Source organism: Prosthecomicrobium pneumaticum (assembly GCF_014199915.1).
Taxonomy (GTDB): Bacteria; Pseudomonadota; Alphaproteobacteria; order Rhizobiales; family Kaistiaceae; genus Prosthecomicrobium; species Prosthecomicrobium pneumaticum.
In genome coordinates, this window is the sequence record NZ_JACHOO010000005.1 from 79,962 (window position 1) to 95,571 (window position 15,610).

17 protein-coding genes are annotated in these 15,610 nt (G+C 69.4%); 11 read left to right on the plus strand and 6 right to left on the minus strand.

What is annotated here, in order from left to right; translation table 11 throughout:
* Window positions 1-73 precede the first annotated feature (73 nt).
* The 11 genes from GGQ63_RS12650 to GGQ63_RS12700 all read left to right on the plus strand — a co-directional run bounded on the left by GGQ63_RS12650 (window position 74) and on the right by GGQ63_RS12700 (window position 10,200).
* Complete coding sequence (locus GGQ63_RS12650; RefSeq protein WP_183856383.1) at window positions 74-718, plus strand: GNAT family N-acetyltransferase; 645 nt, start codon at window positions 74-76, stop codon at window positions 716-718.
* Window positions 690-1,250, plus strand: a complete 561-nt coding sequence (locus GGQ63_RS12655; RefSeq protein WP_183856385.1) for a GNAT family N-acetyltransferase — start codon at window positions 690-692, stop codon at window positions 1,248-1,250. The genes GGQ63_RS12650 and GGQ63_RS12655 overlap by 29 nt, the downstream gene beginning before the upstream one ends.
* Window positions 1,247-2,290: a GTPase ObgE gene (gene obgE / locus GGQ63_RS12660; protein ID WP_183856387.1), complete on the plus strand. Its 1,044-nt coding sequence runs from the start codon at window positions 1,247-1,249 to the stop codon at window positions 2,288-2,290. Before GGQ63_RS12655 ends, obgE begins: the two co-directional genes overlap by 4 nt.
* Entirely contained in the window at window positions 2,278-3,435 is a 1,158-nt protein-coding gene (gene proB / locus GGQ63_RS12665; protein WP_183856931.1) for a glutamate 5-kinase, read from the plus strand. The genes obgE and proB overlap by 13 nt, the downstream gene beginning before the upstream one ends.
* Window positions 3,436-3,573: 138 nt before the next feature.
* Entirely contained in the window at window positions 3,574-4,884 is a 1,311-nt protein-coding gene (locus GGQ63_RS12670; RefSeq protein WP_425502075.1) for a glutamate-5-semialdehyde dehydrogenase, read from the plus strand.
* Window positions 4,881-5,534, plus strand: coding sequence for a nicotinate-nucleotide adenylyltransferase (locus tag GGQ63_RS12675; protein ID WP_183856389.1), 654 nt, complete (start codon window positions 4,881-4,883; stop codon window positions 5,532-5,534). Before GGQ63_RS12670 ends, GGQ63_RS12675 begins: the two co-directional genes overlap by 4 nt.
* Window positions 5,535-5,684: 150 nt before the next feature.
* A complete protein-coding gene (rsfS, locus tag GGQ63_RS12680) occupies window positions 5,685-6,095 on the plus strand; it encodes a ribosome silencing factor (RefSeq protein ID WP_343061140.1) in 411 nt (136 codons plus the stop codon).
* Between the two features lie 15 nt (window positions 6,096-6,110).
* The gene (gene rlmH, locus GGQ63_RS12685; RefSeq protein WP_183856392.1) at window positions 6,111-6,590 is read left to right on the plus strand and encodes a 23S rRNA (pseudouridine(1915)-N(3))-methyltransferase RlmH; all 480 of its coding nucleotides are present in this window, start codon (window positions 6,111-6,113) and stop codon (window positions 6,588-6,590) included.
* Window positions 6,591-6,687: 97 nt separating this feature from the next.
* Entirely contained in the window at window positions 6,688-8,043 is a 1,356-nt protein-coding gene (locus GGQ63_RS12690; RefSeq protein WP_210308494.1) for a murein hydrolase activator EnvC family protein, read from the plus strand.
* Window positions 8,040-9,383, plus strand: a complete 1,344-nt coding sequence (locus GGQ63_RS12695) for a S41 family peptidase (protein WP_183856394.1) — start codon at window positions 8,040-8,042, stop codon at window positions 9,381-9,383. The genes GGQ63_RS12690 and GGQ63_RS12695 overlap by 4 nt, the downstream gene beginning before the upstream one ends.
* Window positions 9,384-9,678: 295 nt before the next feature.
* A complete protein-coding gene (locus tag GGQ63_RS12700) occupies window positions 9,679-10,200 on the plus strand; it encodes an RNA pyrophosphohydrolase (protein ID WP_183856396.1) in 522 nt (173 codons plus the stop codon).
* A gap of 202 nt (window positions 10,201-10,402) precedes the next feature.
* Here the strand turns inward: GGQ63_RS12700 and GGQ63_RS12705 are convergent, their stop codons facing one another.
* The 6 genes from GGQ63_RS12705 to GGQ63_RS12730 are packed head-to-tail and all read right to left on the minus strand — an operon-like array spanning window position 10,403 to window position 15,583.
* Window positions 10,403-10,804, minus strand: coding sequence for a F0F1 ATP synthase subunit epsilon (locus GGQ63_RS12705; RefSeq protein WP_183856399.1), 402 nt, complete (start codon window positions 10,802-10,804; stop codon window positions 10,403-10,405).
* A gap of 40 nt (window positions 10,805-10,844) precedes the next feature.
* The gene (locus GGQ63_RS12710) at window positions 10,845-11,093 is read right to left on the minus strand and encodes a hypothetical protein (protein ID WP_183856401.1); all 249 of its coding nucleotides are present in this window, start codon (window positions 11,091-11,093) and stop codon (window positions 10,845-10,847) included.
* Between the two features lie 22 nt (window positions 11,094-11,115).
* Window positions 11,116-12,567, minus strand: a complete 1,452-nt coding sequence (atpD, locus tag GGQ63_RS12715; protein ID WP_246429768.1) for a F0F1 ATP synthase subunit beta — start codon at window positions 12,565-12,567, stop codon at window positions 11,116-11,118.
* Window positions 12,568-12,595: 28 nt separating this feature from the next.
* Window positions 12,596-13,468, minus strand: a complete 873-nt coding sequence (locus tag GGQ63_RS12720) for a F0F1 ATP synthase subunit gamma (RefSeq protein WP_183856403.1) — start codon at window positions 13,466-13,468, stop codon at window positions 12,596-12,598.
* Between the two features lie 28 nt (window positions 13,469-13,496).
* Complete coding sequence (gene atpA, locus GGQ63_RS12725; protein WP_183856405.1) at window positions 13,497-15,026, minus strand: F0F1 ATP synthase subunit alpha; 1,530 nt, start codon at window positions 15,024-15,026, stop codon at window positions 13,497-13,499.
* Window positions 15,026-15,583 carry a F0F1 ATP synthase subunit delta gene (locus GGQ63_RS12730; RefSeq protein ID WP_343061141.1) on the minus strand — a complete coding sequence of 186 codons (558 nt, stop codon included), beginning with the start codon at window positions 15,581-15,583 and terminating at the stop codon, window positions 15,026-15,028. The genes atpA and GGQ63_RS12730 overlap by 1 nt, the downstream gene beginning before the upstream one ends.
* Between the last annotated feature and the right edge of the window lie 27 nt (window positions 15,584-15,610).

A 15,610-nucleotide genomic window follows, 5' to 3' on the forward strand; every position in this document is an offset into this window, starting at 1 on the left:
GGTCCGCAAGGACCGCGAGAGGGGAGATGGGACGCCATCTCCCCTTTTTCGCATGGCCCGACGGGAGCCGATCATGCAGGACGACGGAGCCGCAGCGCTCGACACCGAGGACGAGGAACGATCGATCCTGACGCAGCGGCTGGCGCTCCGCGCCCCGCAGGCCGGCGATGCCGCCGCCCTCGCCGCGGCGCTCGACAATCCCCGCGTCGCGACGAGCCTCGTCGGTGTGCCCTATCCCTTCCTGATGAGCGACGCGGAAGCCTTCATCCGCCGCGAGCGGGCGCACCGCAAGGGTCCTGGCGCCTGCTTCCTCGCGATCCGCCGCTCGTGCGGGCATGTCGTCGGGGCCGGCAGCTACCGGCCGAGCGGCGACCGGCCGGACGGCTATGATCTCACCTTCTGGGTGGCGGAACATTACTGGGGTCGCGGCTATGGCACCGAGATCGCCCACCGGATCGTCGACGACGCCTTCTCGAACGGTTCGATGGACCGGCTCTGGACGGTGGTCCGTGTCACCAATGGCCGGGCCCGCCGGGTGGTCGAAAAATGCGGGTTCCAGTTCCGCGGCTCGGGTATGGTCTCCTCGATCGCGACGCGCGGCGCGGTGGCGGTGGAACGCTTCGTGCTGGAACGATCGGTCTGGACGAGCATCAAAGAGTGGGGCGCGGGCCGTTTCGCCGCGAGCGACGATGACGATGCAGAGAGCGACGCCGCCTGACGGCCGGATCGAGACGGAGCGCCTGGTGCTCCGTCCGCTCCGCCTCACCGATGCCGCGGCGATCACCGAGGGTCTTTCCGATTTCGAAGTGTCGCGCTGGCTCGCCCGCGTGCCCTTCCCCTATCGGCGGGTCGACGCCGAGCGCTTCCTCGTCTGGGCCGCGGGCTCGCAGGCGCGGCGCGAGGAGCGGCTCTATGCGATCGACACCGGGAACGGCCTCGTCGGCCTCGTCTCGCTGATCGCGCTCGGCGCGGCGCCGGTGCTCGGCTACTGGCTCTCCCGCGCCGCCTGGGGCGGCGGGCTGATGCCGGAAGCGGCCGCCGCGCTCGTCGCCGAGGCCTTCCGCGATCCGGTCGTGCGGGAGATCCGCTCCGGCGTGTTCGAGGGCAATCACCGCTCGATGCGGGTGCAGGAGAAGCTCGGCTTCGTCGTCACCGGCCGTTCGATTCAGCACAACCTTGCGCTTTCCGCCGATCTTCCGCATATCGACACGGTGCTGACGCGGGCGCGTCACGAAGAGTTCACGACATGAAATTCCTCGACCAGGCGAAGGTCTACATTCGCTCCGGCGACGGCGGCGCCGGTTCGGTGTCCTTCCGCCGCGAGAAGTTCATCGAGTTCGGCGGGCCGGACGGCGGCGATGGCGGCCGCGGCGGCGACGTCTGGGTGGAATGCGTCGACGGCCTCAATACGCTGATCGATTACCGCTACCAGCAGCACTACAAGGCGAAGACCGGTCAGCACGGCATGGGCCGCAACCGCGCCGGCGCGAAGGGCGACGACGTGCTCCTCAAGGTGCCGGTCGGCACCCAGATCTTCGACGAGGACAACGAGACGCTGATCGCCGACCTGACCGAGATCGGCCAGCGCGTCCTGCTCGCCAAGGGCGGCAATGGCGGCTTCGGCAATTCGCACTTCAAGAGCTCGACCAACCAGGCGCCACGCCGCGCCAATCCGGGCCTCGAGGGGCTCGAGCGCTGGATCTGGCTGCGGCTGAAGCTGATCGCCCATGCCGGCCTCGTCGGCCTGCCGAATGCCGGCAAGTCGACCTTCCTCTCCGCCGTCACCGCGGCGCGGCCGAAGATCGCCGACTATCCCTTCACGACGCTCCATCCCGGGCTCGGCGTCGCGCGCATAGACACGCGCGAATTCGTCATCGCCGATATTCCCGGCCTGATCGAGGGCGCGCACGAGGGTGCGGGGCTCGGCGACCGCTTCCTCGGCCATATCGAACGCTGCCGCGTGCTGCTCCATCTCGTCGATGCGACGCAGGACGATGTCGCCGACGCCTATCGGGTGGTCCGTGACGAGCTCGAAGCCTATGGCGAAGGGCTCGGCGAGAAGCGGGAGATCGTCGCGCTGTCGAAGGCGGACGCGGTCGAAGCCGACACGCTCGAGGCGAAGAAGAAGGCGCTCGGCCGCGCCGCCCGGACGACGCCGCTCGTGCTCTCCGCGGTGACCGGCCAGGGAATGGAGGCGGCGCTCCGCGTGCTCGCCCGCATCGTCGAGGAGGCGAACAGCGCCGATCCGAACGACGTGCCCGCGCAGAAGGCGGAAGGCTGGCGGCCGTGAAGCCCGAGGATTTCCGCCGCATCGTCGTCAAGATCGGCTCCGCGCTGCTCGTCGACCGGGCGACCGGCCGGCTCGCTTCCGACTGGCTCGAGGCGTTCGTCGAGGATGTCGCCGCACTCGCCGCCGGCGGCCGGGAGATCCTGCTCGTCTCCTCCGGCGCGATCGCGCTCGGTCGCGGCGTGCTCGGCCTGCCGAAGGGGGCGCTGAAGCTCGAGGAAAGCCAGGCCGCCGCCGCCGTCGGCCAGATCGCGCTCGCCCGCGCCTGGTCGGAGGCGCTCGGCCGGCACGGCATGACCGCCGGCCAGATCCTGCTCACCCTCACCGACACCGAGGAGCGGCGCCGCTACCTCAACGCCCGCTCGACGATCTCGACCCTGCTGCGCCTGCGCGCCGTTCCTGTGATCAACGAGAACGACACGGTCGCGACGACCGAGATCCGCTATGGCGACAACGACCGGCTCGCGGCGCGGGTCGCGACCATGATGGGGGCGGACCTCCTCGTCCTCCTCTCCGATATCGACGGGCTCTACACCGCCCCGCCGCAGCAGGATCCCGCCGCGCGGCACATCCCGATCGTGCCGCGCGTCACGCCGGAGATCGAGGCGATGGCGGGCGGCGCCGGCTCGGAATTCTCCCGCGGCGGCATGAAGACCAAGATCGACGCGGCAAAGATCGCGACCGGCGCCGGCACGGCGATGGCGATCGCGCTCGGCAAGCCGCTGCACCCGCTGAAGCGCATCTCGGAGGGCGCGCCGAGCACCTTCTTCCTCGCCGAGGGCAACCCCGTCGCGGCGCGCAAGAAATGGATCGCCGGCCATCTCGAGACGCGCGGCGTCGTGGTGATCGACGCCGGCGCGGTCTCGGCGCTCCATCAGGGCAAGAGCCTGCTGCCGGCGGGCGTGCGCCGCGTCGAGGGCCGCTTCCAGCGCGGCGACGCCGTCGCGATTCTCGGGCCCTCGGGGGAGGAAATCGGCCGCGGCCTCGTCGGCTACGACATCGGCGAGGCGGAGAAGATCGCCGGCCGCAACAGCCGCGAGATCGAGGCCCTGCTCGGCTATTCCGGCCGGGCGGCGATGATCCACCGCGACGATATGGCGATCTTCGGCGGCGAGCCAGCGCTCGCGGCAGCCGCCGCCTCGGCCTGAACGGCCCGTCGGCGTCCCGGGGCGAGGCGCCGACAGGAGTTCCCCCGCCGGGCCAAAGGCTTCCGAGGGCTCGCCAAAGCTGCTATTTCTCCCGATCCGCGAAAAAGGGGCCGGACAACCGGTCCCGAGGAGAGTGTCATGAGAGCGGCCGCACGGAGCGCAGAGATCCCCGAGATCGAGGCCGATGAATCGCCGGTGGAAGCCGCGATGGTCGATCTCGGCGCGCGGGCGCGCGGTGCCGCCCGGACGCTGGCGCTCGCCTCCGCCGAGACGAAGGACCGAGCGCTCCGCGCCATGGCCGCAGCGATCCGCGCCCGGGAGGCCGAGATCCTGGCGGCGAACGCCGCCGATGTCGCCGATGCGCGTGCGGCCGGCGTCGCCGGCTCCTTCCTCGACCGGCTGACCCTCGATCCGAAGCGCGTCGCCGCCATGGCCTCGGCGATCGAGGAAATCGCCGCGCTCGACGATCCGGTCGGCAAGGTCACCGAGGAATGGACAAGGCCGAACGGCCTCGTGATGCAGCGCGCCCGCACGCCGCTCGGCGTGATCGGCGTGATCTATGAGAGCCGGCCGAACGTCACCGCGGATGCCGGCGCGCTCTGCCTCAAGGCGGGCAATGCGGTGATCCTGCGCGGTGGTTCGGACAGTTTCCGCTCGACCGCGGCGATCCACGGCGCGCTCGTCGCCGGGCTCGAAGAGGCCGGCCTGCCCCCCGCCGCGATCCAGATCGTGCCGACCCGGGACCGCCGCGCGGTCGGCCTGATGCTCGCCGGCCTCGACGGCGCGATCGACGTGATCGTGCCGCGCGGCGGCAAGAGCCTCGTCGCGCGCGTGCAGAACGAGGCGCGCGTCCCGGTCTTCGCCCATCTCGACGGCATCGTGCATCTCTATGTCCATGCCGCAGCGGATCTCGCCATGGCGAAGACGCTCGCCGTCAACGCCAAGATGCGGCGCACCGGCGTCTGCGGCGCGGCCGAGACGCTGCTCGTCGACCGCGCGGTCGTCGACACCCATCTGAAGCCCGTCGTCGAGGCGCTCATCGCGGCCGGCTGTGCCATCCGCGGCGACGCCGAGACCTGCGGGCGCGTGCCCGAGGCGACGCCGGCGACGGAGGAAGACTGGCGGACCGAATATCTCGATGCGATCATCGCCGTGAAGGTGGTCGACGGGCTCGACGACGCGATCCATCACATCGAGCGGTACGGCTCGCACCATACCGACGCGATCGTCACCGAGGACGAGGCGGCGGCCCGCCGCTTCCTCGCCGAGGTCGATTCGGCGATCGTGCTGTGGAACGCCTCGACGCAGTTCGCCGATGGCGGCGAGTTCGGCTTCGGCGGCGAGATCGGCATTGCGACCGGCCGCATGCACGCCCGCGGCCCGGTCGGCGTCGAGCAGCTCACCTCGTTCAATTACCGCGTCCGCGGCACGGGCCAGACCCGGCCGTGACGAAGCCCGCCGGCGCGGCGCCGGCCGCCGTGCCGGCCCGCGCTCTCGCTTTGCCGAAGGCCTCGCCGGGCCAGCGGATCGGCCTGTTCGGCGGGTCCTTCGATCCGCCGCACGACGGCCATCGCCTGGCGAGCCTCGCGGCGCTCCGCCGGCTGCGGCTCGACGCGGTGTGGTGGCTCGTCACCCCCGGCAATCCGCTGAAGGCGCGCGCGCCCGCCGATCTCGCCCGCCGGATCGCCGCGGCGGAAGCGCTCGCCCGCCACCCGCGCATCCGCGTCACCGGCGCGGAAGCGAGCCTCGCCACGCGCTACACCGCCGATACGCTGTCGCGGATCGTCGCCATGCGGCCGGGCGTGCGCTTCGTCTGGCTGATGGGGGCGGACAATCTCGCCCAGTTTCACCGCTGGCGCGACTGGGGGAAGATCGCCGCGCTGATGCCCGTCGCCGTCTATGACCGGCCGGGCAGCACCTTTTCCGCCCCCAATGCGCCGGCGGCGCGCCTGCTCGCGGCCTATCGCGTTCCGGAACGGAGCGCCGCCGCCTTTGCCGGCCGGCGGCCGCCGGCCTTCATCTTTCTGCACGGGCCGCGCTCGCCGCTGTCCTCGACGGCGCTGCGGGCGACCGAAAAGAGTCCCCGCGCCGCGTCTTGAAAGCTTCACGCCGGCGTGCCTATCTTAAAGGTGCGGCGATTTGCGTCGCGGCGGCTGAACCGCCAATGCCCAGGCCCGGAGCGACGCGCTCGGAAGGCTTCATGGCGAAAGGACGATACACTGACGACGGTAGTGCAGCCTGAGGGCGCGGTGACGCGCGTCCTTCCGGGGACGGTCGAGCGCCGGCAGCTTGCGGCGGCGGACCTCCTCAACACCGTCCTCTCGAGCCTCGATGATTCCAAGGCGGAGGACATCGTCTCCATCGACATCACCGGCAAGTCGCCTCTGGCGGACTATATGGTGGTCGCCTCCGGCCGCTCGCAGCGCCATGTCGCGGCGATCGCCGAACGGCTGGCGAAGGACATCGAGGAAGCCGGCGGCCGCGTCGGCAATGTCGAGGGCCTTCCTCATGCCGACTGGGTGCTGATCGATACGGCGGACGTGATCATCCACATCTTCCGGCCGGAAGTGCGCAGCTTCTACAATCTCGAGAAGATGTGGCAGGCCGACCTTCCGCGCCCGATGGCGGCGCGGCCGCAGCCCGTGACGCCGGCCTCCTGAGGTTCGTACGGGCGGATGCGCATGACGATCGCCGCCGTCGGGCGGCTGAAGGCGGGGCCGGATCGGGCCCTCGTCGAGCGCTATGTCGAGCGCGCGACCCAGGCCGGCCGCAGCCAGGGCCTGACGCTCGCCTTGCGGGAACTCGCAGAGGGCCGCTCGGCCCAGGTCGCGGCACGGATGCGCGAGGAGGCCGACGGTCTGCTCGCTGCGGTGCCGGCCGATGCGGCACTCGTCGCGCTCGACGAACGGGGCGAGAATCTTTCGAGCACGGATTTCGCCGATCGGCTGGCGGTGTTGCGTGATCGGGGCACACGCGATCTCGTCTTCGCGATCGGCGGGGCCGACGGGCTCGATCCGAGCCTGCGGCAGCGAGCCGGCCTTCTCCTCTCCTTCGGCCGCATGACCTGGCCGCACCAGATTGTACGGCTGATGCTCGCCGAGCAGATCTATCGCGCGGTCACCATCCTCTCCGGCCATCCCTATCATCGGGCGTGAGGGTTGCGTCCGTCGTGCTTCGGCCGCAATCTGGCGGAATAGTTGCATCTCCGGCACAGCATCGTGCCGCGCTGCCCGATGAGCCGAGCGCCGCCTGTTGATCGCGACCGCCCGCATACCCGTTCTCTGTGCCCTCGTCTTCGCCTGTGCCGCCGTGCCGGCCGGAGCCGTCGACGCGCCGCCGCTGCGCGGCAGCGCTCCGACCGACGCGGAAGCGGCCAAGGCGGCGCGCGAGGACGAGCTCGCCGCGATCACGCGCGACATCGCCGTGACGCAGGAGCGCCAGCAGGCGCTCGCCCGCGAGATCGACGCGATCGAGAAGGATCGGGCGACACTGAACAGCTCGCTGATCGAGACCGGCGAGCGCGCCAAGGCCCTGGAGGCGAAGATCGACGAGGCCGAACGGCGGATGAGCGCCCTGCTCGACGAAGAGGGCAAGCTGCGCGGCTCGCTCGACAAGCGCCGCGCCGTGCTCGCCGATGTGCTCGCCGCGCTGCAGCGCATGGGCCGCAAGCCGCCGCCGGCCGTCGTGGTGCGACCGGAGGATGCGCTCGCCGCGGTCCGCAGCGCGATGCTGCTCGGCGCCGTCGTGCCGGGGCTGCGGCGCGACGCCGACGGCCTGTCGCACGATCTCGCCGCGCTCGTCTCGCTGAAGCAGGAGCAGGGCCGCGAGCGCGACCGGATGCGCGCCGATGCGACCGCGCTCGCCGAGGAGCGGACGCGGATCGGCCTCCTGGTCGACGAGAAGCGGCGGGTGCAGGTCGAGACGGCCGAACAGCTCGACGCGGAGAGGAAGAAATCGGAGGCGCTCGCCGATAAGGCGAGGAGCCTCGGCGAGCTGATCGCCAGTCTCGAGAACGACATCGCGAGCGCCCGCGAGGCCGCGGCGGCAGCCCGCCGGGCCGAGGAGGCCAACCGCGCCGCGGAAGCGGCCGGCACCGCGCCGCAGCGACCGAGCTCGCTCGGCGCGGCCGATCGCATCGTGCCGGCCGTGACCTTCGCGAAGGCGAAGGGCCTCTTGCCGCGACCGGTCAACGGCGTCGAGATCCGCAGCTATGGCGAGCCGGACGGGCTCGGCGGCACGACGGCGGGCCTCTCGATCGCCACCCGCTCGGGCGCCCGCGTCGCCTCGCCGACGGATGGCTGGGTCGTTTATGCCGGCCCGTTCCGGTCCTACGGCAATTTGTTGATCATCAATGCCGGCGGCGGATATCATGTGCTGCTGGCCGGCATGGAACGGATCGACCCGCAGGTCGGTCAGTTCGTGCTCGCGGGCGAGCCGGTGGCGGTGATGGGGACGCGCCTGCTCGCCAGCGCTGGTGGCGCGGAACCTGCCCGTGCAGGGCTTGGCGCCACCCAGCCCGTGCTCTACGTGGAGTTCCGCAAGGACGGAACTTCGATCGACCCCGCCCCCTGGTGGGCGAAGCCAGACGACGAAAAGGTTGGCGGATGATGCGTAAGGCCTCCCTCCTCATCACCGGCGTGCTGATCGGCGCGTCGGCGGCGATGACCCTCCCGCACGTGCCGGGGCTCCTGCCGGGGGCGGCGGTGGCGGCGGTCTCCGATACCTATCGGCAGCTCAACCTGTTCGGCGACGTGTTCGAGCGCATCCGCGCCGACTATGTCGAAAAGCCGGATGACGGCCAGCTGATCGAGGCGGCGGTCAACGGCATGCTGACCTCGCTCGATCCCCATTCGAGCTACCTCAATCCCAAAGACTTCAAGGACATGCAGGTGCAGACCCGCGGCGAGTTCGGCGGGCTCGGGATCGAGGTGACGATGGAGGACGGGCTCGTCAAGGTCGTCTCGCCGATCGACGACACCCCGGCGGCCAAGGCCGGCGTGCTCGCCGGCGACAAGATCATCGCGCTCGACGGCGAGAACGTGCAGGGCCTCAGCCTCAACGAGGCGGTCGAGAAGATGCGCGGCGCGGTCAACACGCCGATCACCCTCACCATCCGCCGCGACAAGGTCGAGAAGCCGATCGAGGTCAAGCTCGTGCGGGCCGTGATCCGCGTGCAGTCGGTGCGGTCGCGCGCCGAGGGCGAGGTCGGCTATCTGCGCATTTCGAGCTTCAACGAGCAGACTTTCGACGGGCTCAAGGACGCGATCGACAAGCTCACCGCCGAGATCGGCGCCGACAAGCTGAAGGGCTTCATCCTCGACCTGCGCAACAATCCGGGCGGCCTTCTCGACCAGTCGGTCGCGGTCTCCGACGCCTTCCTCGAGCGTGGCGAGATCGTCTCGACTCGCGGCCGCCATGCCGACCAGAGCACGCGCTACAGCGCCAGGGCAGGCGACCTGACGAATGGCAAGCCGCTGATCGTGCTGATCAATGGCGGCTCGGCCTCGGCCTCCGAGATCGTCGCGGGCGCGCTCAAGGACCACCGCCGGGCGACCGTGCTCGGCACGCGCTCCTTCGGCAAGGGTTCGGTGCAGACGATCATCCCGCTCGGCTCCAACGGGGCGATCCGGCTGACGACGGCCCGCTACTACACGCCGTCCGGCGCGTCGATCCAGGCGAAGGGCATTACCCCCGACATCGAGGTGGTGCAGGATCTGCCGCCCGAACTCGCCGGCCAGGTCGACGACACCCGCGGCGAGGCGAATCTGCGCGGCCATCTGACGAACGAGGGCACCAAGGACGGGCAGGCCGAGGAATCGGGCTCGCAGGCCTATGTCCCGCCCGAGGCGAAGGACGACAAGCAGCTCCAGACGGCACTCGCTCTCCTGCGCGGCGTGCAGATCAACCAGGCCTTCCCGCCCAACCCGGCGGACGGCGTGCCGAACTGAACCGGCACGATCGATCGGAAAGCGGCGCCTTCGGGCGCCGTTTTTCTTTCTGCGGTGCGACGCCCGCACACGCCCGCCGGCGGCGCGGCACGGCGCCGTCCGCCCGTGCCGCTGTGCCCTCGTCCGCTGGCCCTGTCGCCGCCGGTCTTCTCGCGCCCCCCTCTCGCGGCCCACTTTCTCGGGGGGCCTCTTGGCGACCGCAGCGCGGCATGGCAAGTCGGAGAGGCCGGCCTCTTCTCGTGCCGGAGCGTGATCTGCGGAAGGTCACACAGAACCGAGGATCGGACGAGCAGAGATGGCGAAGCACAGGACCCCCGTCGATCCCGAAACCCTCCCCTATCGCCCCTGCGTCGGCACGGTCGTGTTCAACCGCGACGGCCTCGTCTGGATCGGCGAGCGCTCGGCGAATGCCGAGCTGACGCCCGGCGATCCGGTCTGGCAATTGCCGCAGGGCGGCATCGATCCGGGCGAGGACCCGCTCGAAGCGGCGAGGCGCGAGCTCTACGAGGAGACGTCGATCCGCAGCGTCAGCCTGCTCGCCGAGGCGTCCGACTGGTTCCAGTACGATCTGCCGCGCGACCTCGTCGGCATCGCCCTCAAGGGAAAGTATCGCGGCCAGCGGCAGAAATGGTTCGCCTTCCGCTTCGAGGGCGAGGAGAGCGAGATCGACGTGCTCGAGCCCGGCGGCGGCGGCCATGAGCGGGAGTTCGACGGCTGGCGCTGGGAGCGGCTGGAGCGTCTGCCGGACCTGATCGTCCCCTTCAAGCGCCGCGTCTACGAGCAGGTCGCAGAGGCCTTCGCGCATCTGGCGGGGTGAGGCCGCAGTTCGTTGCAACGCAGCCGTCATCCCGCCGAAGCGGCGACCCGGCCCCATCAGGAAAGGGAGTGGGGGTCCACGGCTGAATGGATCCCGGTTTTCGCCGCGATGGACGAGGTGGAGAGGGTGCGCCTTCCTCTCATCCCGGGATGCGAAAAGGCCGCCTCGAGGGCGGCCTTTCGTTCGGGCGTCCGCGGCGGGCTCAGTGGCCGAGCGCGGCGCGCAATTCTCTCAGCTGGTCGAGCTTCTCCTGCGCCGCAGTGCGGGCGAGATCGCCGCGCGCATCGGCGAGATCTTCCTCGGCATTCTTGATCTCGGCGGCGAGGCGCGCAGCGTCGAGGCTCTCGAGCGGCACGGCCTGTTCGGCGAGAATGGTGAGACCCTTGCCGTCGATATCGGCGAAGCCGCCACGCACGAAGAACTTCTCCGTGCCGCCGGCAGCCTGGGAGACCGTCACGACGCCCGGCTTCAGCGTCGACATGAAGGGGGCGTGGTTGGCGAGCACCGTGAACTCACCATCCGTGCCCGGCACGACGACGGCCGTCACCGGCTCGGAGAGCAGCAGCCGCTCCGGCGAGACGAGTTCGAAGGCGAAGCTGTCCATTCTCTCACCCTTCCGATCACTGTGCGCCGGCTGGGCCGGTCTATCTGCGGCGATCGGCGACGAAGCCGATACCGAGCCCGATCACGGCCCCGATCGCCGCGAAGAGGGCGATCCGGGAAGTCCGGCTCTCGGCGATCGTACCTTCCGGCCCGACCGCCACCTGGTTCTGATCGACCGCGATCTCGACGCCACCCACCCGCATCTCCGCGGAGGGGCTCGGCGTCGCGACCCAGCCGACGAGCGCGCCGGCGACGAGGCCGACCACGAGGAGGACGATCTTGAGGTTCATCGTCCTCTCCTTCGCCGACCGATCAGGCCGCAGCCGCGAGGCGCTTCGCCTTCTCGATCGCGTCCTCGATCGTGCCGACCATATAGAAGGCCGCTTCCGGCAGATGGTCGTAGGCACCCTCGACGAGGCCCTTGAAGCCCTTGATCGTGTCGGCGATGTCGACGAGCACGCCCGGCGAGCCGGTGAAGACTTCAGCGACATGGAAGGGCTGCGACAGGAAGCGCTCGATCTTGCGGGCGCGCGCCACCGTCTGCTTGTCCTCTTCCGAGAGCTCGTCCATGCCGAGAATGGCGATGATGTCCTGCAGTGCCTTGTAGCGCTGCAGCACCGCCTGCACGGAACGGGCGACGTTGTAGTGCTCCTCGCCGATCACCCGCGGGTCGAGCAGGCGCGAGGTCGAGTCGAGCGGATCGACCGCCGGATAGATGCCCTTCTCGGCGATCGAGCGGTTGAGCGTCGTCGTCGCGTCGAGATGGGCGAAGGAGGTCGCCGGCGCCGGGTCGGTCAGGTCGTCGGCGGGCACGTAGATCGCCTGCACCGAGGTGATCGAGCCCTTGGTCGTGGTGGTGATGCGCTCCTGCAGCGCGCCCATGTCGGTGGCGAGCGTCGGCTGATAGCCCACCGCCGAAGGGATACGGCCGAGCAGGGCCGACACTTCCGAGCCCGCCTGCGTGAAGCGGAAGATGTTGTCGACGAAGAACAGCACGTCCTGGCCCTGGTCGCGGAAATGCTCGGCGACCGTGAGGCCGGTCAGCGCGACGCGGGCGCGCGCGCCCGGCGGCTCGTTCATCTGACCGTAGATCAGCGCGCACTTCGAACCGGCGGACGAGCCGTTGTTTTCGTGCGGGTCCTTGTTCACGCCGGACTCGATCATCTCGTGATAGAGATCGTTGCCCTCGCGGGTGCGCTCGCCGACGCCGGCGAACACCGAATAGCCGCCATGCGCCTTGGCGATGTTGTTGATCAGCTCCTGGATGAGCACGGTCTTGCCGACGCCGGCGCCGCCGAACAGGCCGATCTTGCCGCCGCGGGCGTAGGGCGCGAGAAGATCGACGACCTTGATGCCGGTGACGAGCATCTGCGCTTCCGTCGCCTGCTCGGCATAGGACGGCGCGGGCTGGTGGATGGCGCGGAAGCCTTCCGAGGCGATCGGGCCGGCCTCGTCGACCGGCTCGCCGATCACGTTCATGATGCGGCCGAGCGTGCCGTCGCCGACGGGGACGCGGATCGGCGCGCCGGTGTCCTTGACCTTCTGGCCGCGGACGAGACCTTCGGTCGAGTCCATCGCGATGCAGCGCACCGTCGACTCGCCGAGATGCTGCGCGACCTCGAGCACCAGGCGGTTGCCGTTGTTGTCGGTCTCGAGCGAATTCAGAATGGCGGGCAGATTTTCCTCGAACTGCACGTCGACGACGGCGCCGATGACCTGGGTGACGCGACCGGCGACGCCCGCCTGCTCGTTGATCATGGACATGAGCTTCACCTTCCGAATGTGCGTGCGGTCAGAGCGCCTCGGCGCCCGAAATGATTTCGATCAGTTCCTTGGTGATCTGCGCCTGACGCTGGCGGTTGTAGGAGAGCGTCAGCTTGCGGATCATGTCGCCGGCATTGCGCGTCGCATTGTCCATCGCCGACATCTGCGCGCCGTAGAACGACGCCTGGTTCTCGAGGAGCGCGCGGAAGATCTGGATGGCGACGTTGCGCGGCAGCAGGTCGCCCAGAATGGACGCCTCGTCCGGCTCGTATTCGTAGACGGCGGAGCCGGACCCGGCATTCGCCTCGACCGTCGCCGGGATGATCCGGTTGGCGGTCGGCACCTGCGAGATCACCGAACGGAAGGTCGAGAAATAGAGCGTCGCGATGTCGAAAGCGCCGGCATCGAAGAGCGCCAGGATCTTCTTCGCGATCATGTCGGCTTCGGAGAAGCCGAGCGTGCGGACGCCGCGCAGATCGATGAACTCGATGATCTTGTCGGCATAGCCGCGGCGCAGGATGTCATAGCCCTTCTTGCCGACGCAGAAGATCTTGACCTCCTTGCCCTCGGCGAGCAGCCGGTTGGCATGATCGCGCGCAAGACGCGCGATCGAGGAGTTGAAGGCGCCGGCGAGACCGCGCTCGCCGGTGCAGACGAGGAGCAGATGCACCCGGTCCGACCCCGTGCCGGCGAGCAGGCGCGGCGCGTCCTCGCTCGACGTCATGGCGGAGGCGACATTGCCGAGCACGGCGTTCATGCGCTCGGCATAGGGCCGCGCCGCTTCGGCCGCCTGCTGGGCGCGCCGGAGCTTCGCCGCGGCGACCATCTGCATCGCCTTGGTGATCTTCTGCGTCGCCTTCACCGAGGCGATGCGGTTGCGCAGCGTCTTTAAGCTCGGCATCGGTTCCCGTCTTCCCGCTCAGCCGGGCTCAGGCGAAGTTCTTGGCGAAGCCGTCGAGCGCCGCCTTCAGCTTGCCACGCAGATCGTCGTTCAGCTCGCGCTTGTCGCGGATCCCGTCGAGCAGCGCCTTGTGCTCGGTCCTGAGCGTCGCGAGCAGGCTGCGCTCGAACTCCTGGACCTTGGCGACCGGCACGCGATCGAGATAGCCGTTCACGCCAGCGAAGATCACCGCGACCTGCTCCTCGACCTTCAGCGGCGAGAACTGCGGCTGCTTGAGGAGCTCGGTGAGGCGGGCGCCGCGGTTCAGCAGGCGCTGCGTCGTGGCGTCGAGGTCCGAGCCGAACTGCGCGAAGGCGGCCATCTCGCGATACTGCGCGAGCTCGCCCTTGATCGGGCCGGCGACCTGCTTCATCGCCTTGATCTGCGCGGCCGAGCCGACGCGCGACACCGAGAGGCCGACATTCACCGCCGGACGGACACCCTGATAGAAGAGATCCGTCTCGAGGAAGATCTGGCCGTCGGTGATCGAGATCACATTGGTCGGGATATAGGCCGACACGTCGTTCGCCTGGGTCTCGATGACCGGAAGGGCGGTGAGCGAGCCGTTGCCGTTCTCGTCGTTCATCTTCGCCGCGCGTTCGAGCAGGCGGGAATGGAGATAGAAGACGTCGCCCGGATAGGCTTCGCGGCCCGGCGGACGGCGCAGCAGCAGAGACATCTGACGATAGGCGACGGCCTGCTTCGACAGATCGTCATAGACGATCAGGGCGTGCATGCCGTTGTCGCGGAAGAACTCGCCCATCGCGCAGCCGGCGAAGGGCGCGAGGAACTGCATCGGCGCCGGGTCCGACGCGGTCGCCGCGACGACGATCGAATAGTCGAGCGCGCCGCGCTCCTCGAGCGTCTTCACGAACTGCGCGACGGTCGAACGCTTCTGGCCGATCGCGACATAGACGCAATAGAGCTTGCGGCTCTCGTCGCCGGTGTCGTTGACCGACTTCTGGTTCAGGATGGCGTCGAGCGCGACGGCGGTCTTGCCGGTCTGGCGGTCGCCGATGATCAGCTCGCGCTGGCCGCGGCCGATCGGGATCATCGCATCGATCGCCTTCAGGCCGGTCTGCATCGGCTCGTGCACCGACTTGCGCGGAATGATGCCCGGCGCCTTGACGTCGACGCGGCGGCGCTCGGTCGCCTCGATCGGACCCTTGCCGTCGATCGGATTGCCGAGCGCGTCGACGACGCGGCCGAGCAGGCCCTTGCCGACCGGAACGTCGACGATGGCGCCGGTCCGCTTGACGGTGTCGCCTTCCTTGATGTCGCGGTCATTGCCGAAGATCACGATGCCGACATTGTCGACTTCGAGGTTCAGCGCCATGCCGCGGATGCCGCCCGGGAACTCGACCATCTCGCCCGCCTGGACGTTGTCGAGACCGTAGACGCGGGCGATGCCGTCACCGACGGAGAGAACCTGACCGACCTCGGAGACCTCCGCCTCCTGGCCGAAATTCTTGATCTGCTGCTTGAGGATCGCAGAGATTTCAGCGGCGCGGATGTCCATCAGCCGACCTCTTTCATGGCAATCTTGAGCGAATTGAGCTTGGTCTTGAGCGACGTGTCGATCATGCGGCTGCCGACCTTGACGATCAGGCCACCGATCAGTGTCGCATCGACCTTGGTGACGAGGGCGACGTCCTTGCCGAGCTGGGCACGGAGCGTCTCCTTCAGCGTCGCGACATGGGCCGCCGAGAGCGGCTCGGCGCTCGTCACCTCGGCCGACACCTCGCCGCGACGGCGGGCGAGCAGCCGGCCATAGGCGACGATCATGTCCGGAACGGCGAAGAGACGGCGATTCTGCGCGGCGAGACGGATGAAATTGGCGGCGAGACCGGAAATCCCGGCACCGGCGAGCACCGCGCCGACGGCGCGGGTCTGATCCTCGGCGGAGAAGACCGGGCTCTTCACGAGGCGCGCCAGATCGGCGCTCTCGACGAGCAGCGCGGAGAAGCGGGACAGATCGGCCGCAACCGGATCGAGCGATCCGGTCTCGTCGGCGAGTTCGAAAAGCGCCGTCGCATAGCGCTCGGCGACACCTGAAACGATCGTTGCTTCCGCCACCTGACCCCTCGCTCCTGGGCACACTTC